General features: G+C 44.9%; 16 protein-coding genes. All 16 read right to left on the bottom strand.

The annotated features are described in order from the left end of the window. Positions 1-111: 111 nt before the first annotated feature. The gene (locus ACRRU2_RS02580; protein ID WP_432499827.1) at positions 112-804 is read right to left on the bottom strand and encodes a RecX family transcriptional regulator; all 693 of its coding nucleotides are present in this window, start codon (positions 802-804) and stop codon (positions 112-114) included. A 220-nt stretch (positions 805-1,024) separates the two neighbouring features. After that, the gene (gene recA, locus ACRRU2_RS02575) at positions 1,025-2,074 is read right to left on the bottom strand and encodes a recombinase RecA (protein WP_331698349.1); all 1,050 of its coding nucleotides are present in this window, start codon (positions 2,072-2,074) and stop codon (positions 1,025-1,027) included. 1,651 nt (positions 2,075-3,725) lie between these two features. Then, positions 3,726-4,979: a competence/damage-inducible protein A gene (locus ACRRU2_RS02570; RefSeq protein WP_432499826.1), complete on the bottom strand. Its 1,254-nt coding sequence runs from the start codon at positions 4,977-4,979 to the stop codon at positions 3,726-3,728. Between the two features lie 78 nt (positions 4,980-5,057). Continuing rightward, positions 5,058-5,633, bottom strand: coding sequence for a CDP-diacylglycerol--glycerol-3-phosphate 3-phosphatidyltransferase (gene pgsA / locus ACRRU2_RS02565; protein ID WP_331698190.1), 576 nt, complete (start codon positions 5,631-5,633; stop codon positions 5,058-5,060). Beyond that, positions 5,630-6,958, bottom strand: a complete 1,329-nt coding sequence (rimO, locus tag ACRRU2_RS02560; RefSeq protein WP_331698191.1) for a 30S ribosomal protein S12 methylthiotransferase RimO — start codon at positions 6,956-6,958, stop codon at positions 5,630-5,632. Before rimO ends, pgsA begins: the two co-directional genes overlap by 4 nt. A gap of 42 nt (positions 6,959-7,000) precedes the next feature. Beyond that, positions 7,001-7,492, bottom strand: coding sequence for a YajQ family cyclic di-GMP-binding protein (locus ACRRU2_RS02555; protein WP_331698193.1), 492 nt, complete (start codon positions 7,490-7,492; stop codon positions 7,001-7,003). A gap of 38 nt (positions 7,493-7,530) precedes the next feature. After that, entirely contained in the window at positions 7,531-8,448 is a 918-nt protein-coding gene (locus ACRRU2_RS02550) for a helix-turn-helix domain-containing protein (RefSeq protein WP_432499825.1), read from the bottom strand. An 18-nt stretch (positions 8,449-8,466) separates the two neighbouring features. Next, positions 8,467-9,234 (bottom strand): DUF3388 domain-containing protein, encoded by a 768-nt coding sequence (locus ACRRU2_RS02545; protein ID WP_331698195.1) that lies wholly within the window; start codon positions 9,232-9,234, stop codon positions 8,467-8,469. A gap of 232 nt (positions 9,235-9,466) precedes the next feature. Next, a complete protein-coding gene (gene ymfI / locus ACRRU2_RS02540; RefSeq protein WP_432499856.1) occupies positions 9,467-10,195 on the bottom strand; it encodes an elongation factor P 5-aminopentanone reductase in 729 nt (242 codons plus the stop codon). 14 nt (positions 10,196-10,209) lie between these two features. Further along, complete coding sequence (yfmH, locus tag ACRRU2_RS02535; protein ID WP_432499824.1) at positions 10,210-11,496, bottom strand: EF-P 5-aminopentanol modification-associated protein YfmH; 1,287 nt, start codon at positions 11,494-11,496, stop codon at positions 10,210-10,212. 2 nt (positions 11,497-11,498) lie between these two features. Then, a complete protein-coding gene (gene yfmF / locus ACRRU2_RS02530; protein ID WP_432499823.1) occupies positions 11,499-12,776 on the bottom strand; it encodes an EF-P 5-aminopentanol modification-associated protein YfmF in 1,278 nt (425 codons plus the stop codon). Between the two features lie 188 nt (positions 12,777-12,964). Further along, the gene (gene sleB / locus ACRRU2_RS02525; RefSeq protein ID WP_331698199.1) at positions 12,965-13,726 is read right to left on the bottom strand and encodes a spore cortex-lytic enzyme; all 762 of its coding nucleotides are present in this window, start codon (positions 13,724-13,726) and stop codon (positions 12,965-12,967) included. Between the two features lie 135 nt (positions 13,727-13,861). After that, positions 13,862-16,597: a DNA translocase FtsK 4TM domain-containing protein gene (locus ACRRU2_RS02520; protein ID WP_432499822.1), complete on the bottom strand. Its 2,736-nt coding sequence runs from the start codon at positions 16,595-16,597 to the stop codon at positions 13,862-13,864. A 115-nt stretch (positions 16,598-16,712) separates the two neighbouring features. Further along, on the bottom strand, positions 16,713-16,931 hold the full coding sequence (locus ACRRU2_RS02515) for a YlzJ-like family protein (RefSeq protein WP_331698201.1): 219 nt from the start codon (positions 16,929-16,931) through the stop codon (positions 16,713-16,715). A 1-nt stretch (position 16,932) separates the two neighbouring features. Next, positions 16,933-17,661, bottom strand: coding sequence for a ClpP family protease (locus ACRRU2_RS02510; RefSeq protein ID WP_432499821.1), 729 nt, complete (start codon positions 17,659-17,661; stop codon positions 16,933-16,935). 133 nt (positions 17,662-17,794) lie between these two features. Then, entirely contained in the window at positions 17,795-19,474 is a 1,680-nt protein-coding gene (locus tag ACRRU2_RS02505; RefSeq protein ID WP_331698203.1) for a ribonuclease J, read from the bottom strand. Positions 19,475-19,517 lie beyond the last annotated feature (43 nt).

Here is a 19,517-nt window from a genome sequence, read left to right as displayed (position 1 = left end):
TTGTTTCATCATAATACAATTTGACGAAAATAATCATGTTGAATCAACTTTTGGAAGGAAAATTGATTCAAAGATTGAAGGAATACAACCTCATTTTATCTTTTCACAAATTCAATTGTCAAGCAAAAGCCCATCATCTTCTCCTTTTTCCTCCACCGCTCGCTGAAATTGCTCCATTTTCATTACTTCGCGAACGATATCGGAAGGAAAGCCTCTGCGCATTATAAACAATTGGAGCTTGCGTCGTCTATCAGCATACTCGCCTTTTATCGATCTCCATTTCTTATCTGCCAACGTACTGGCAGCTTGCAATTCACTTTCATAATCAAGCTCAGCAATCGCCTCCATGCTTGCTTCCTTGGAAACGCCCCGTTGCCGCAGCTCATTCATAATGAAGTGTCTGCCTTTCAAAGCAGAATTCACCCTGCTCTGTACAAATTGCTTCGCATATAACTCATCATCTACAATTCGCTCCTCTTCTAAACGATCGATAGCATATTGTATATGATGCTCTTCAAATTCCTTGCGCAGCAAGTAGCTGTACATTTGCTTTTTCGTTCTCGGCTTCGCTCCCAAATAAGCTATAGCAAGCGAATAGGCTGCATACTTATGATCTGCCTCCTGGATTTCTTCCACTTGCTCCTTCGTCAGCTCCAGCCCTTTCATCAAGCGATATTTAATCCATATATCTTCATGCACAGACAAAATAGGTTCTTCGCCGCCAGCGTACAATAAATATCTTTTCTTCCCCTGCTTTTCAAGCTTGACAGATGTAATCATATAGCTATGCTCCATCGTGCTCATCGCAATACTTCCCCCTGTTCTAAAGAATAACGTTTTCGGTCCCTATTGCCGACATCGGACACATAGTTTCTTCTTTGAAATAAGCGTATGCTTTAAACTTTTATAGCATAAAACAACTTCGCCGGTCCACAAGGACCGGCGAAGCGCAGGAATGAATATGTATCAAACCTTGAATCAATCTCATACTGCTGATAGCAGTTAAATAAAATTGATTATTTCCTTATAGTTCAAACTCATCGAAATCTTCTTCTTCCTCTTCAGAAACGGTTGCTTTGGCAGCTGCAGCCGACAAATTGCTTGCCTCGCGAATTTGTTTTTCGATTTCCTCGGCTAGCGCTTTGTTATCCTTCAAAAATTGCTTCGCATTTTCGCGGCCTTGGCCAAGGCGCTCACCGCTATAGGAGAACCACGCTCCGCTCTTCTGTACAATTTCGAGCTCAACGCCAATGTCGATCAAGCTTCCTTCCTTCGAGATGCCTTCACCGTACATAATGTCGATTTCGGCCTGCTTGAATGGCGGAGCTACTTTATTTTTAACGACTTTAATACGAGTACGATTACCTACCATATCATTGCCTTGCTTCAATGTTTCCACGCGCCTTACATCAAGGCGAACACTGGAGTAAAATTTCAACGCTCTTCCGCCAGGCGTTGTCTCCGGGTTACCGAACATAACGCCAACCTTCTCGCGAAGCTGGTTGATAAAAATTGCAATTGTTTTGGACTTAGAAATAGCTCCCGAAAGCTTACGCAAAGCTTGAGACATTAGTCTCGCCTGCAATCCGACATGGGAATCACCCATATCGCCTTCAATCTCTGCCTTTGGCACAAGTGCAGCTACCGAGTCAATAACGATAACATCAACAGCGCCGCTTCGAACGAGCGCTTCAGCAATTTCGAGCGCCTGCTCGCCTGTATCTGGCTGAGAAAGCAATAATTCATCAATGTTCACGCCAAGCTTGCTCGCATATGAAGGATCAAGCGCATGTTCCGCATCGATAAAGGCTGCTTGTCCGCCAAGGCGCTGCGCTTCTGCAATGGCGTGAAGAGCAACTGTTGTTTTACCTGAAGATTCAGGTCCGTATACTTCAATTATGCGACCGCGGGGAAATCCGCCGATTCCAAGTGCAATATCAAGAGCGATTGAACCGCTAGGCACGGTTTCAACCTGCATATGAGTCGATTCACCCAATTTCATAATAGAGCCTTTGCCAAACTGCTTTTCAATTTGCTTAAGAGCATTCTCCAACGCTGCGCGACGATCCGTCAACACACTCACATCCTTCAACGATTATATTAGTATAATACCTCTTTTACAGCTGCTTGCCAACACTTTTTTTCGAACACACATTCGCATATTTTTTCAACTGCTGATTTTGAGCGCAATCAAGCCCTTATAACAAACGCTACAGCCAACTTTATAAACACAGCTCATCTTACAGCCCGCCCCAATGTTAATAGCATCAAATGATTATTGCGTACATGTAACTTCAACAATCAATTGCTGTAAAGTAACTATTTCTTGAGGCCAGTCGTGCCTCGTAAATGTTAAAAGCAACTCCCCCTTCGAAAATTGCGTTCTGACATCTCCTCTCTCATTCAAGCGGGAAGCCGTCGATTCGTTGTAGTAGTTAAATAACCGAGCAAAAGTCGTAATGCCATATGTTTAGAGTTGTAACGGAGCTGAGAGGCTCTATTTGGCAATAAAAAGGTATTTTAAAACTGTAACGGAACTGTGGAGCGCTATAGGTGATCTTTTCCCCGTTTAGGTAGCGATTTGAGTAAATAAGGTTTCTCAGTTCCTTTAGATTTTAGAATAAGCTGATTCCCATACAATAGCGTGCCTAAGTTCCGTTAGCGTTTTTCAACGGCCTGATTTATGCAGTTAGATTAAGCAAATATAGCCCAAATTCAGCCCCCCTCAAACTAAGTACATATTTTCAGGCTGTTGAAAAACAGTTCGGAAATGTAACGAATCCCCGCAGCGTTATTGCGTGGAAAAAGCCCTTTTAAAAAATCTAACGGAGATATGGAGACTGTCGATTAATTGTGGGCAACTATTAAAAAGCAATAAGTAAGGGGAAACGGAGAGCAAGAATGGGAATGGAGAAGCGGCAGCGTCCGCCTTTGTAGGCCAATTTTATCCTTAACAGGGTTTATTTATTAAGAAAAATTGGACTACAACAGCGGTCGGAATCCCAATCTTGATCGCAGTGGCACCCCTTCTTATTGCCTGTTGCCTTATCCACAATTAATCGACAGTCTCATATGCGGCCTTATTCAGGTCAAAAGGTGCTAAAAACGTGGATTATTCACACATAGAGCTGCTAATCTTCGTTACAATTTAAAATGAGCTGTTTTCGTTGAATTAGCGCTTGTCAGCTTCGTTAGAATTATTTTTCAACAGCTTGATATCTTCTCTTTAGATCAGCATATTCACCTAAAAACACCAAACCAGATACGCAAAATCCACTTAGTTGAACTACGGCACATGTTCGCACAATTCTGCAACACTGCAACACTTTAGATTGGGGAGCGAGTTAAGTCAAATTTGGACATTGGGCCTAATTAACTGTGATTCGTTAAAGTTAACCCAAATTGCCTCCTAGAAACTGTGAAGCGAGCCGATTAACAATATCGTCGTTAGCACCAGTCTCTTATGCTTTACGAATGTGTCATATGCCGATTTGTGCTTAACAGGTGTAACATGCGCTGAATCCCCTCCTTCCTAACCTTTTAACTTTCTAAGACGGTTTACCGATAAAAAATAGGAACAGAAGCAAGGTGACAAGCTATACTTTCCTATATTTGAACATAAAAAAACCGCAGCGACTGAGTCGCTGCGGTTCTTCCGCTAGTTGATTTCAAGTATACCTGATCCCCAATAAAATAACAATGATCAGCTAAACTAGACGCAGCAGCTAGTTTGCAGCGCTGAGCGCTTGCCACAAACGGAACAGCGCCGCATTGACTGCACGCAATCTTACCATGGATCGATTGCCGTTGAATTTGCCTTCGTAGACAACTGTTTCCTTTCCCCGTTCTGCAATCGCATAATAAACGAGTCCAACTTCTTTCCCTTCAGATTGAGACGGGCCTGCAACACCGGTAAATGAAACGCCGAAGTCGGCATCCGCCAGCTCGCGAATACGCTCCGCCATCATTCGTGCTGTATTCTTGCTTACAGCACCTGCAGCCTGCTCCCCTTCCAAATCCTCCATCGGAATGCCGAGCAGTTTATGCTTCATTGCATTCGTGTAGGTAACCGCTGCTCCTGCGTACTCTCCACTGCTCCCAGGAACGCTTGTAATCATTTCTGAGAATAAACCGCCAGTGCAGCTCTCGGCGCTCGCCAGCGTTCTTCCTGAGCCTCTAAGGAGCTCCAAAACAGTAACCTCGATCGGAATGTCTCGCTGAGCATATAAATGCTCTCCGACACGTGCTTTAATTTGCTCTACAGCTTCATTAATTTTTATATTAGCCTCAACCTCGTCATCCGCTTTGACGGATACGCGTATTGTAACCTCGCCTTCTTTGGCATACGGGGCAATCGTCGTTTCCTTTTGCGCTTCGATCAAGTCGATAAGCCGATGCTCCAAATTGGACTCGCCGATTCCGGCAAATTTCAAAATGCGTGAAAACAGCGGCTTTACATTGCCTAGAATAGCTCTTAGCCACTCATCACCCGCTCCTGCTATCATCGCCTTCATCTCGCGCGGAGGGCCTGGCAGAAGCATATAGTAAGTACCGTCCTGCTCCAAAGCATTGCCAACCGCAAGCCCGGTCGTATTTTCAAGCGGAACGCTTCCTTCAAGCATAATAGCCTGCCTGCGGTTGCTTTCCACCATATGTACGCCGCGTTCTGCGAACATATCTTCAATTTTTTTCATGGATGGCTCATGAATAATCAGATCGCGCTTCAAATATTCCGCAAGAACATCCTTTGTCAAATCATCCTGGGTAGGGCCGAGCCCGCCGGTAAAAACAAGCAAATCTGCTCTGCAGCGGCCGACTTCAATCGCCTGGCGCAATCTGCCGGCATTGTCGCCGACAACTGATTGGAAGTATACATCAATGCCTAGCTCGGCTAATTTAATGGATAATGCCTGTGCATTCGTATTTACGATCTGGCCGAGCAGCAGCTCTGTGCCGACAGCGATTATTTCTGCTTTCATCTCATTTATCCCTTCATACTAAAGTTGTCCAAGACGGGGAAAGGCACTTCTCCATGCTGTGGAAAAGTGCCTGTTCCTTTATTCAACTGGTATCAAATGCTTATTCTTAACGAAATAATCTACGCCTGAATACACCGTAATCAATGCGGCTATCCAGCTTACAATGACGTCAAACGGGAAATCGATAAACGCAAACGGAAAGTTATTGAGCAGCAATGAAATAATCATCGTGATTTGAATCGCTGTTTTCCATTTGCCCCATTTGCTAGCCGCCATAACAGAGCCTTCAAGCAGTGCAATTTGACGCAGCCCGGTTACTGCAAACTCACGGCTTATTATTACGATGGCTATTAAAGCGTTCAGCTTGTCCATTTGCACCAATGAAATAAGCACCGCAGCTACAAGCAGCTTATCGGCTAACGGGTCAAGCAGTTTGCCCAAGTTTGTAACGATTTTGTTTTTGCGGGCAATATAGCCGTCAAGCCCATCTGTGCTGGCAGCAATAATAAAAATTAAAGCCGCGACAATTTGATTGTAGGTGATTTCAAAATCAGAAAATTTCAATGATCCGAAATTAAACTCCATGAGCAGAAAAAACAAAATAACAGGAACAAGAAAAATTCTTGCAAGCGTAATTTTATTCGCTAGATTCACGCAATTCCCTCCCCGGATAAGTCGAACTCATACGCATGCGTGACACGAACCTTTTGAATAGAGCCAATTTCTGTGCGGCAGTTGGAAATAAACACTTCGCCGTCAATTTCAGGCGCATCGTACATAGAACGCCCTATATATACATCGCTCCTGCCATCATAGCGCTCAACAAGAACGTCAATTTCCTTGCCGATATATTTGCTGCTGTTATCGCGGGACACAACCCTTTGAATTTCCATAAGCGTGTTAACGCGCCACTCTTTAACATCATCCGGCACATGATTCGGAAGCCTTACTGCAGGCGTTCCTTCCTCGCTGGAATAAGCAAATACGCCCAAACGGTCGAATTTGACCTCTCTGACGAAATCGCAAAGGCGCTCAAAATCCTCCTCGGTCTCGCCCGGGAAGCCTACAATTAAGCTTGTGCGAAGCGCCACATCCGGAATGGCTTGGCGGATTTTGGCAACGAGCTCGCGTGTGTCGCGCTGACGGCCAGGTCTGCGCATTCTTTTCAAAATAATATCCTCGCTGTGCTGAAGCGGCATATCGATATATCTACAAATTTTCGGATTGCTAGCGATCGCTTCAATCAGCTCATCAGTAAAGAAGCCCGGATACGCATAGTGCAATCTCACCCAAGCAATTCCCTCAACCTCGCTTACTCTATGGAGCAGCTCAGGCAGCATGAAGCGATCGTACAGATCGGTGCCATAATTGGTCGAATCCTGTGCAATGAGGCTGACTTCCTTTACGCCCTGTGCAGCAAGCTGCTCTACTTCCGCAATAATAGATTCCATAGTTCGGCTGCGGAACTTGCCGCGCATCATCGGTATACTGCAGAATGTGCATGCGTTATCGCATCCCTCTGCAATTTTGACGAATGCTGTATAGCGTGGAGTCGTCACCTTGCGAGGCAATTGAATATTGTAGTCAAACACAGGATTGCCGACTTTAATCGGCTTTTTGCCGCGCAGCGCTTCATCCACAATATCCGTAATGTTATGAAAATCTCCTGTGCCGACAATGCCATCGATTTCAGGCATTTCCTGCATCAGCTGCTCTTTGTAGCGCTGTGTAAGACAGCCTGATACTATAAGCGCCTTCAAACGACCTGATTCTTTAAGATCAGCCATATCCAAAATGGTATTGACTGATTCTTCCTTGGCAGCATCAATAAAGCCGCAAGTGTTTACGATAATGACTGTAGCTTCCTCTGGCTCATCTACCAACAAATAGCCTCTTTCATCAATTAAACCCGACATAATTTCGGAATCAACCAAGTTTTTCTCGCAGCCCAACGTAACTACCTTTACTCGTTCACTCATTTGTTTATCCCCAGATCCCTTCTATCTTGTTACCCATTCCTGTTACCTGTAATTCATAAATTGCAGCTCTACCGGCAAATCTGCGCCTCTCAATAATGCGATTACCGCTTGCAGATCATCGCGGCTTTTGCCAGTCACTCTTATTTGATCGCCTTGTATTTGGCTTTTCACCTTAAGCTTGGAGTCGCGAATCAATATGTTGATTTTTTTTGCAACATCCTGCTCAATTCCTTGTCTAAGCTTAATACGCTGGCGAACGGCGCCGCCTGAAGCACCTTCAATTTTGCCAAAATCCATATTTTTAATAGGAACACCGCGCTTTATAAGCTTGGATTGCAAAATATCAACCACGCTTTTCAGCTTAAACTCATCATCGGAACCGATGACAAGCTCCTCTTTTTCAAGCTCAATAGAGCTTTTGCTCCCCTTGAAATCAAATCGGGTCGAAATCTCTCTCTCAGCCTGCGTAATCGCATTGCCTACCTCTTGAAAATCAACTTTAGACACAACGTCAAACGAGCTTTCTGAACTCATTGGCCGCTCCCCCTATCCCCATTCCATTAATAACAAAATTAATTGGTCGTTCCGCTAGGCGGCGCCGATTGAACTGAACCGCCCGTTTCGGCTTCTCCCGCTTCAATTTCGAATAAAAACTTTTTAGAGCTTGATTTGTCGCCATCCGGTACAAGAACGCCGTCAATTTTAATTTCAGCGTAGTCCGCACGTCCAACATTCACATAAGTGCGCATCGGCAATTCAAATGTAAGAACTGCTCCATCCTGCGCATTATCATAATACAGCCTATTACCATTTTTGCCATATTCCGAAATCTCAATCCATGCTTTTCCGCCAGTAATTTTAACTTCCAGCGTATGAGTCGTGTTAGCCGGCCCAATCAAATACTTTTCTCCCTTAACCGATGAGGAGTAGCCATTATTGACAATAGTTGTCGTTGGCGTAGGTGTTGGTGTTGGTGTTGGAGTAGGACTCGGCGTTGGTGTTACTTCCCCGCCAGCAGCACCAGTAGGCGACGGTCTTTGCGATACTTGCGTAGTAACCTTCGACGGATCGAGCTTGTCCGGATCATCTGCTTGTCTACTAATGGCATAATACCATACAACCACTATGATTAAAATGAAAAAGCACCACATGACGATATTGAAGCCAATCTTTCCGAATCTTTCGGACTTGATTGATTTCACACGTCTAGGCGGCCTTGCTGCTATTGGCTCGGGATGCTCCTGCTGGCTCGGAGAAGGCGGCACCTCATGCTGATATAAGCGCAGCACTTCTTCTGGATTCAGCCCAACAGCTTCTGAATAATTTTTAATAAAGGCGCGAACATAAAATGTGCCTGGCAGCACACTATGGTCCCCGGATTCAATTGCCTCCAAATATCGCTTCCTAATCTTAGTCAATTCTTGAATGTCATCCAGTGACAGTTTCCTTTCCTCTCTAGCTTTGCGCAGCAATGCGCCCAAATCAGACATGAAAAGGCCTCCCTTCTTTTAGATACCATCAACATCATCCAATGAAATATCACCGATCGCAATTTCTTCATCAGGGCTGCTTCTTAATTCAATAATAAGATCAAATATTTGATAATCATACCTGCTCTCATTCACAAATATATCGGGATGCTCAATAACTTTAGTCGCAGGCATCTCCATAACTTCCTTTAACAGTATCTCATGCTTTTCATTAGAGCGCACCGTGCTTACTATCCCGTCAATGATAAACACATTATTAAGGTTCATTTCTTCTTCCGTCAATTGACTTCTTACCGTTTGGCGCAGCAAGGTGGAGGATACAAAGGTCCAGCGCTTATTAGCGCATACGCTGCCTGCAATAATCGATTCTGTCTTCCCTACGCGCGGCATTCCTCTAAGACCGACTACATGGTTGCCCTCCTGTTTAAATACCTCGCCCAAAAAATCAACGAGCAAGCCAAGCTCGTCTCTTGTGAATCGAAAAGTTTTGTGATCATCGGAATCACGTTCTATGTAACGGCCATGACGAACAGCCAAAATATCTACAATGGTCGGCGTACGCAATTTATTGACAGTTATATTATCCACTTTTCTAAGCAATTGTCCAAGCAATTCAATTTTAACATCATCATTCGTTTGCAGCAGCATGCCTCTTGTTCGATCCTGCACACCGTTGATTGAAATAATGTTCACCTCAAGCATACCAAGTAAGGAGGCAATATCTCCAAGCAGTCCAGGACGATTTTTATGAATTCTGTATTCCAAATACCATTGCTTTAATTCCATGAAGGCTGCCACCTCTTCTAAAATGACCAATTAAAAATATCTCTACTGCTTATTCTACAAATTTCGGCAGTATCCTGCAAATCATACAATTTCCTTTCTAGGATTCACAGCTTCGCGTTCCTTTGGACAAGTACGTTTTACAGTGAAATATTATAAGTTTTATATTTGCAGAAAAGCCTCCAACCTGGAGGCTTCCCGCATAAGCAAAACCTCTATTTTCACTTGTCTGAAACTATGTCAGCCAACCGCCGTTAGGGCTAATGATTTGACCGGTAATATATGACGATTCCGGCAATGACAAGAAATAAACGAGCGAAGCGATTTCATCAGCTGTGCCCAGCCTGCCTATCGGAATATCTTGTTTAATCGCAGCTTTTTCATCTTCGTCAAAGCTATCCATCATCTCGGTATCAACAGCGCCGGGCGCCACTGCGTTTACTGTAATGCCTGATGGCGCCAATTCCTTTGCCAATGCTTTTGTAAAAGCATTCATGCCGCCTTTCGTTGTAGAATACAGCACCTCGCAGGAAGCGCCGGAGATACCCCAGATGGAGGAAACGTTAATAATACGTCCAAAGCGCTGGGCAACCATGTTCGGCATAAAAAGCTGTGTAATAAGAAACATCCCTTTCAGATTAACAGCCATTACATCGTCCCATACTTCTTCACTCACATCTGCAAGCAGGCCATAATGCGCAATACCGCCGTTATTCACGATGATGTCGGGCATCATGCCATGAGCCTCCAGCTTCTCCTTCATTCGTTCAAGCTGCTCTTTACTTCTTAAATCCGCCGATATCGTCAGCACTTGAACGCCGTACGTCATACATATTCTTGCCGTTTCATTGGCGCTTTCATGAGAATTCAAATAGTGAATTACGATATTAAAGCCTTCCACAGCAAAGCGCTTCGCAATAGCAGCGCCAATGCCGCGGCTTCCCCCAGTAATTAATACCGTCATTTGCTTAAAACTGTTCAATGCTTGTCGCTTGTAACGATCGATACAGCCATATGCTCAAAATCAAAATGGTCGCGCAATCTGGCATTAACCTGTTCAAGCGTGCTGTTTTCATACAATGCCAAAATGTCGAACATATCGCTGTCTCGGAAGGAATAGCGTGTAAATTCGCCGGCAATCGCTTCGGGAGAGTTAAGCATTCTTAAAAATCCGCCGATTTTTTTTCTTTTTACTCGCTCAAACAATTGTGGATCCAGACCATCCTGTGCGGCCTTTTGAATCGCTGTCCTCAATTGTTCCAATAATCGTTCAGGCTCTGGCGTGTCTCCGCCAATAACAGAGAAGCCGTAGCCTGTCATAATATTGTACTCATGGCCGAACGAATCCGTAATAAGCTGCTGCTCATACAAGGATTGATACAAAGGTGTGCTTGATCCGAGCAATACATCGAGCATCAGCTTAGTGACTACTTCCTGCTCTAACAGCTCAATTCCGGCTGCCGTCACTTGTTTTTCCTTAAAGCCTATCATACATTTAGGCAGAGAAACAGCCAATTTTCTTACAACCTTTTTGTCACGAACGGCAGCAGGCTCTTCTTCAAAAAATCTTGTGATTTCACCTTGTGGGGCAAAAGATTTTTTGGCCTGATTGCGTTTAACCAAATCAATAATGCTTGGCGCATCCACACCGCCGACAACGAACAGCAGCATATTGGAAGGGTGATAAAAGGTTTCATAGCATGCGTATAATGTTTCCTTGTCAATTTTACCGATCGATTCAGCCGTACCGGCTATATCAATATGAACGGGATGCTTTTGATACAGCGCTTCAATCAAGCCAAAGTAAACCCGCCAATCCGGATTGTCAGCGTACATATTAATTTCCTGTTCAATAATCCCTTTTTCCTTCTCTACATTTTCATCAGTAAAATAAGGATTTTGAACAAAATCGATTAAGGTTTCCAGGTTTGCTTCAATCTGCTCTGTGGCAGAAAATAAGTAGACAGTGCGGTCAAAGGTAGTAAAAGCATTAGCCGACGCTCCCTGAGACGCAAAGGTAGCAAAAATATCGCCAGTCGGCTCTTCGAACATTTTGTGCTCCAAAAAATGGGCAATACCGTCCGGCACCTGAACAGCCTCTTTGCCGGCAACGGCAAAGTGATTATCAATCGAGCCAAACTTTGTCGCAAATGTTGCATAAGTCTTCTGAAAACCGCTCTTTGGCAGGACAATTATTTCCAAGCCGTTATCGAGCACTTCCCGGTATAGCGTTTCTTGAAATCTTTTGTATTGTAATACTTCCATTATTAGCGCGCCTCCTTCCGGTTGCGAAGAAAGTAAATCGTATCCAGCTCGACATGCTGTGCAACAGAAACAATCTGCTCGGAAGTTACAGCATTCACTTCAGCCAGCAGCTGCTCCACAGGACGTTCAATTCCAGAGAATACGCTATTAAAATGATAAGCTGTCATTTCAAAAGCAGAATCCTGCATCTCCCGCAATTGATTTGTAAGCATCGCTTTCGTTTGGCTCAGTTCGAGCTCCGTAAGCTCGCCGCGTTTCATCGCTTCCAGCTGCTCTTCAATAATGGCAACAGCGCGGTCATAATTTTGCATTTCAATACCTGATTGAATCGTGCATATGCCTTTATGTCCGTCTAATCGTGAAGAAGCATAGTAAGCAAGGCTTTCTCTCTCACGCACATTCAAAAACAGCTTGGAATGAGGATAGCCCCCAAGAATGCCGTTATACATAAGCAAGGCTGCATAGTTCGGGTCATTATAGCCCGTATGCGTTCGAAGCCCCAGATTAAGCTTGCCTTGACCCACATCCAATTCTTCAACCACACGTTTAATTTCACCATGGCCTGACTTCAATATAGTCGTGCTGTATAAAGAAGGTGCGCCGTCGTGAATGTGGAAGTGCTGCTCGATGAGCGCAGCAACCTCGTCAAGCGTTGTATCGCCTACGACGTACAGATCAAAAGCTGCTTCCCGCTGCCAATGCAAGTAGCGTTTATATAACGATTCAGGCGAGATATGCGGCAAATCGCTTCTTTGCCCAAGCGGATGCAGACGATAAGCTTCACCCTCACACATCTCCTCAAGACAGCGCTCAGCTGCATAGCGGATTTTGTCATTAACGATCGCGTCAAGCCTCTTGTGCAGCGTTTCTTTCTCAGCCTTTACATAGGCAGCTTGGAAGCCGTCGCCCTCCAATAAAGGATCGGAAACGGTTTCGCCGAGAAATTGCAGCGCCTCTGCCAGCAGCGATTGCTCCGACGATACAAATTGATCATTAATAACGTCCATTCTAAATTGCACAATTTGCGCGTCGCCGCGCTTATATACATCAAAACCAAATCCAGCGCCATACATTTCGTCAAGCTTGCCTCGAAATGCGGTAGTCTCAGGCAGCTTGGCATTTCCTCGGCGTAAAACAAATGGCAGAAGCGCTGTTTCCGTTACTGTATCTTCCCTTAAGGGCACTCCGGCAAATAATGATATTGCGAAGGTTTTGAATCGTTTGGTAGGTAAAACATGCAGTCTCAAACGCTGTACCTGACCCGTTTGGAATAAACTCACGATTGGACTTCTCCCTTCCGTGCACGCTCAGTTCGTGCTTTACGTTATCTTCTTGATTCTAACCGAAATGAAATGGAAGAAGCAACCACCTCCTGCCTTGCAGAATCGGGTTGCTCCTACCTTCATAAAGGTATGCTTGCAGTTGAAGCTTCATAACTGCAACATTGAATTCGTAACATTTGTATTAATCAAATACAGAAAATATGCTTGCCAATCGTCATAATTTGCTGCCTTGTCCAAATCCACTTCGATGTAGCTGTTACCGGATTGAAGTAATACAGACAGCCGTTTGTTGGATCAATGCCATTAATCGCATCTTCTACAGCTTTTCTAGCGGTATCATTGGGTGTCAAGTAAATTTGACCGTCGGCAACTGCGGTAAAAGCTCCGGGCTGGAAAATAACACCATACACAGAGTTTGGGAAGCTTTGTGATTTGACGCGGTTAAGAATAACTGCCGCGACAGCCACTTGCCCTTGATAAGGCTCGCCCCGCGCTTCTCCATATACGGCGTTCGCCATTATTTTGAGATCATTTTCAGTTAACCCAAGTCGGTTGGATTGTGGCAACGAAGATCCCCCAGCCGAGCCTCCTCCGCCAGTAGTTCCTTGATTGTTGCCAGTGTTCTGTCCGGGTTTCCAGGCTTTAGTAGCGTCTACAAGTTTTTGCTTCGTCAGCGAACCTACAACGCCATCGGATTTCAAGCCGAATTTCCATTGAAACCAGGTCACTGCATTTTTCGTTTTCGAACCGAAGATACCATCTATTTTGCCATCATAATAACCAAGGAAATTCAATCGGCCTTGCAGTTCTGTAACATCCTGGCCTGTCGACCCCATTCGAAGCGTAGCACTGCTAAACGTTTGTTCCGCATCTCGCGGCTGCATGACATACATCGTGGAAAGAAACAAGACAACAACAACAGTCATCAAGATTACTCTTATTCTCATGTAGGAATCTGCCTTTCTCATCCAAGTTTGTTCGCTATAGGTAGCGTTGCCTAACTTAAGTATGAGAAAGTTCTCCCTTTTCTATGCAGAAAGACTAATTTTGATCATGAATTATTGTTGAGACAAGGCTTATTGCTAGTTTGCTTGAAATTGCTCCTGCGTCATAAGCACTTCTCTTGGCTTGCTTCCCTCATAAGGACCGACAATCCCTTTGGCTTCCATCTGGTCAATCAGTCTCGCTGCCCTCGTATAGCCGATTCTCATTCGTCTTTGCAGCAAGGAAACAGATGCCTGCTTCGCTTCAACGACGATTTGAACAGCCTGGCCATACAGCTCGTCAAGCTCAACTTCGTCTTCTGTCTCTTCCTCAATTTCTGGAACGAGATCTTCCTTATACTCCGCCTCTGCTTGATCACGGGTAAACGAGACAAGCGCCTCCACCTCCTGATCAGACAAGAAGGCGCCTTGCACACGAATCGGCTTGGACATGCCTACTGGCAAAAACAGCATATCCCCCCTGCCCAGCAGCTTCTCAGCTCCAGCCATATCAAGTATCGTTCTGGAATCGACCTGCGAGGACACGCCAAATGCAATTCTGGACGGAATATTTGCTTTAATTACCCCAGTAATAACATCAACGGACGGCCTTTGCGTTGCGATAATAAGGTGAATACCTGCAGCTCTGGCCATTTGCGCCAGTCTTGCTATTGAATCCTCTACATCGTTAGCGGCTACCATCATTAAATCAGCAAGCTCGTCGACAATAACAACAATATATGGCAATATTGCAGCAGGATTATCAGCCATAAGCGCATTATAACCTTCAATATTGCGCGTTCCTGATTTGGAGAACAGCTCATAGCGCTTCTCCATCTCAACTACTATTTTTTTGAGCGCCAGCGATGCCCGCCTTGGATCCGTAACGACAGGAGCTAACAAATGGGGAATGCCATTGTATACATTTAGCTCTACCATTTTGGGATCAATCATAAGAAATTTGACTTCATCCGGTGCTGCTTTATATAAAATACTTGTAATAATACCGTTAATACAAACGGATTTACCTGAGCCAGTAGCACCCGCTACCAGCAAATGGGGCATTTTTGCTAGATTGCCGACAATCGTTTGACCAGAAATATCCCGTCCAAAAGCTATGGACAGCTTGGAAGGGGCATTTTGAAAAGCAGCTGTTTCCATAACCTCGCGCATCGTTACAATAGACACTTCCATATTTGGCACTTCAATACCTATTGCGGATTTACCAGGTATAGGCGCTTCCATACGCACATCTTTGGCAGCAAGCGCAAGCGCAATATCATCAGTTAATCCGACAATCCGGCTTACCTTTACGCCAGTTGCCGGCTGCACCTCATATCTGGTCACCGCCGGACCGCGAACGACATCGAGCACTTTAGCTCGCACGCCGAAGCTCTCGAGTGTAGCCTCCAGCTTGCGCCTGGAATCAAACAAGTCGCTTGCTTCAGAGCCTGCGCCGCCTCCGCTCGGCTTGTTTAACAAGCTGAATGGCGGGAGCATGTAGGGTACAGCCTGTTGAGCGTGCTGTTCGTCAGCAGCAATTGGCCTGCGTGGCAAGCCTTCCATCATTTGTGCGGCTGTTACGATAGCTTCTGAGTCGTGCAAATTATGTAGATTGGAATTTTCATCTGAGCTATCAGCTGCAGGAATGTCCCCTGCCTCTGCATCAGCTTCTGTCTGCTCGACAGCACTATTGTCGTTGTTATAAGCATGAACATCTTGAGAATCATATCCATCCTGCTCCTCGTAAACAGGCAGATTATCCGTACTAGAATGCATTTGGCCAGCCTCGCTATAGGAAGCTCGCATTTCTTCAGGATCATGGTCAAGCTGATTATGTTCTATTATCGCAGCAGCGTTCTCTTGTGAACGATTATCCGCATCCCATGGCGGGCTGCTGTCCGTTCCATCAATGCGGTCATTTGCACTGTCTTGCTGCGAGTAGGAATTGCGGGCAGCGTGCTGAAGCTCCCATTCCTCCTCTTGATCTGACTCTTGCATGCCAATATTTTTCGCTTCCATTCTGCCCGTAACAGACTTCCAGGAGAAGAACAACGATTTCTTTCTTTTTTCCACACGCGGCGCGCTTTCATCAGCAGCATCATTATAATAATCGTCGTCCTCCATTTTTTCTTCCTCTTGCTCGCTCGCTGCCAACTGGTAAGCATTTGCTTTTTTAACAGCTGCTCTTTTCTTTGCCCACTGCATTTGTTTGGCCTTGAACAGCTTATATATCCGCATCGCTTTCTTGACAACGATGCGAAGCATATCGACATAAGAGCGGCCGGTGAGCAGCATTAATGAAATAGCGAACATGACAAGCATAATCAGCAATGCGCCATAATAGCCAAACAATGAGAACAAGGCTGAATATTGCACAGCACCGATGTATCCGCCGCTTATTTGTTTATCGCGAATTGAAGTTTTAGGAGCATCTAAAGAAATTAATTCTTGTTTGAGACCTTTGTCCAGCTCGCTAAAAATCAAACCGCCTGACCATTGCTCCTTAGGGAGCACTTCAAAACGTTCGTTAATTTCTGAAATAGCGCTGCTAAGCGTAAATGCAAGCACCAAAACAAGCAGGCCCGTTTTGCGGCTTGTCCAGCCTTTGGGCCATGCTCGCTTAATCATAACTGTCAAACCTATATAGACGCCAACCAAGGCCAGTACAAAATAAAATTTGCCAAGAGCAAGCCCAAACAGCTTGGACAATGCACGTCCAACAGCTGCCTCGCCTGATAAAGCAATAATCGAAATGGTAATTAACAATATACCGTAAACTTCATACTTCAGCTGAGCGCCTATCGATTTTTTCTTTCTCTTTCGTTTTGCCAATACAGTCACCTCTAATTACACATTATACCATAGCAAAATAGTAGAGGGCTATTAAGCAATGCGAAGAAGATTCTCATAATTAAAAGCAGTCGTCCATCCAGCTCCTTTAAGAAGACTAATCCAAGCTGTTATATGAAACAAATGCACCCGGCATCAGAGCAGGGTTCAAGTAATCGTCAAGCGAGCATTGCAGCAATCTAACGATTTGCCCAACACCAGGCGATACCGGCATTATCTCCATTTTGACACCGAGGGCTTCAATTTGCACGGTTGGCTTTAATTGATCGATGCCATCCAAAATAATTTCCAGCGGCAGAGCCGTGTATAGTGTCATGCTACTCACCTTTCTTTCTTTGTTCGATCATTGCATTTAACTTTTTCATCGCAGCACCTAGCCCTCCCACTTCATCGATCAAGCCGTGCTTTACTGCATCAGCACCTATTACCGTTGTTCCAATATCTCTAGTCAGCTCGCCCATCGTAAACATCAATTGTTTGAATTTCTGTTCAGACACTGCGGAATGAGCCGTCACAAAGCGTACGACACGCTCCTGCATTTTTTCCATATATTCAAACGATTGAGGCACGCCTATAATTAGACCAGTCAGGCGAATCGGATGGATCGTCATAGTAGCTGTTTCGGCAATAAAGGAGTAGTGTCCAGCTACTGCTATAGGAACGCCAATCGAATGCCCTCCGCCAAGCACAAGCGTTACCGCAGGCTTTGATAATGAAGAAATCATTTCTGCAATAGCGAGTCCAGCTTCCACATCTCCGCCAACCGTATTCAAAATAATAAGCACGCCTTCAATTTTGCTATTCTGCTCTGCGGCAACAAGCTGCGGAATCATATGCTCATATTTCGTCGTTTTATTTTGCGGCGGCAATATAAGATGCCCTTCGACCTGTCCAATAATCGTCATACAAAAAATATTGGATTCACTGTTTGTTGGAACTGTTGACTGTCCTAACTGGGTAACAGCTTCAATTGCAGCCGATATTTTTTTGCCTTCTTCTTCTCCTTCCCGCTCTTGACCTTGCTCTTTCGTTGTATCTTCTTTCATTGCGGATACCCCCTCATCACTTTAACTAGCTGTTATAGTATGAGATGAGAAACAAAAAAATATGATGCAAACCGCATAATAAAAAATCGCTTGTCTCTAAGACAAGCGATTTTTGCGTGATGGGTTTCAGCGATTACACTTCCATTATGATCGGCAATATCATTGGACGTCTGCGCGTTTGCTCATATAAGAATCGTCCCAGTGCATCTTTAACATTCGTTTTTAAGGACGCCCATTCATTCACCTTATCATTCATCAGCTTATTAAGCGTAGATGTAACAATTCGGTTCGCTTCGTCCAGCAAGCCTTCCGACTCGCGAACATATACAAAGCCGCGTGAAATAATATCTGGTCCTGACAAAATCGTTCCGTCCTGCTTGCTAAGTGTCACAACAACGACCAGAATACCGTCTTGTGACAGTAATTTGCGGTCACGCAGTACAATGTTTCCTACGTCGCCAACTCCAAGTCCGTCGATCAACACATTGCCCGCCTGTACTTTAGAGCCCTTGCGAGCGACTCCGCCCTGGAACTCCACCGTATCGCCGTTGTCGACAATAAACACGTTTTCAGCATCCATGCCGATGTCTTCGGCAAGCTTGGCATGCTGGCGTAGCATACGATATTCACCGTGAATTGGAATAAAGTATTTTGGTTTAACTAAATTGAGCATAAGCTTCAGCTCTTCCTGGCTGCCATGCCCGGATACGTGAACGCCGGATACGGAGCCCGGTCCGTAAATAACATGGGCACCCAAGCGGAACAGCTCATCTACGGTGCGGCCTACATAGCGCTCATTGCCGGGAATCGGCGTTGCTGCAATGATAACTGTGTCGCCAGGTAAAATATCTACCTTGCGGTGGGTTGAACGAGCCATTCTCGTAAGCGCAGACATTGGTTCTCCCTGGCTGCCTGTACATAGGATCACAACACGGTCTGCAGCCATTTTATTCACTTCCTCAGGCTCAATCAGCATTCCTTCTGGAATGTTCAAATACCCAAGCTCTGAAGCGATGCTTACAACATTAACCATACTGCGTCCTACTACAGCAATTTTGCGGCGAGTTGCTATAGAGGCGTTAATGATTTGTTGAATACGGTGAACGTTGGAAGCGAATGTTGCAACGACGACACGCTGCTCCGATTTGCGGAAAATGTCTTCGAGCTCATGACCGACATTACTTTCTGAAGGCGTATAGCCTGGCCGTTCGGCATTCGTGCTGTCCGACAACAGCGCCAACACGCCGCGCTTGCCGATTTCGGCAATTCTTTGCAGATCAGCAAATTGATCATTGACAGGCGTATGGTCGAACTTGAAGTCACCTGTATGCACTACGTTTCCTTCTGGAGTCTCGAGGCAAACGCCCACGGAATCTGGAATACTGTGATTTGTACGGAAAAACGTTGTGCGAATTGCGCCGAGTAAAATTTCTGAATCCGCATTTATAAGAATTCGTTTCGTTTCACCAAGCAATCCAGCTTCCTTAAGCTTACCTTCGATCAAGCCCAGTGTGAGCTTCGTTCCGTATACGGGAACATTTAGATGCTTGAGGACATAAGGCAAGCCGCCGATATGATCCTCATGGCCGTGAGTAATAACAATACCGCGAACCTTATCGCGATTTTCGACTAAGTAGCTAATATCCGGAATAACTATATCTATACCCAACATATCTTCTTCTGGGAACTTGAGGCCAGCATCCACAACTACGATATCGTTGTTGTATTGAATGACATACATGTTTTTACCAATTTCGCCTACTCCGCCCAAAGCAAAGATGAGCAGCTTGTCCTGATTATTCTTTTTTGACAAATGAATCTATACCTCCTAGTTTTTATGCGTAACAAAATAGCGC

The sequence above is a fragment of the Paenibacillus sp. GXUN7292 genome (assembly GCF_050864975.1).
Taxonomy (GTDB): domain Bacteria; phylum Bacillota; class Bacilli; order Paenibacillales; family Paenibacillaceae; genus Pristimantibacillus.
The sequence above is the reverse complement of the archived record's forward strand: the minus strand, read 5'-3'. Positions and strand labels throughout refer to the sequence as shown.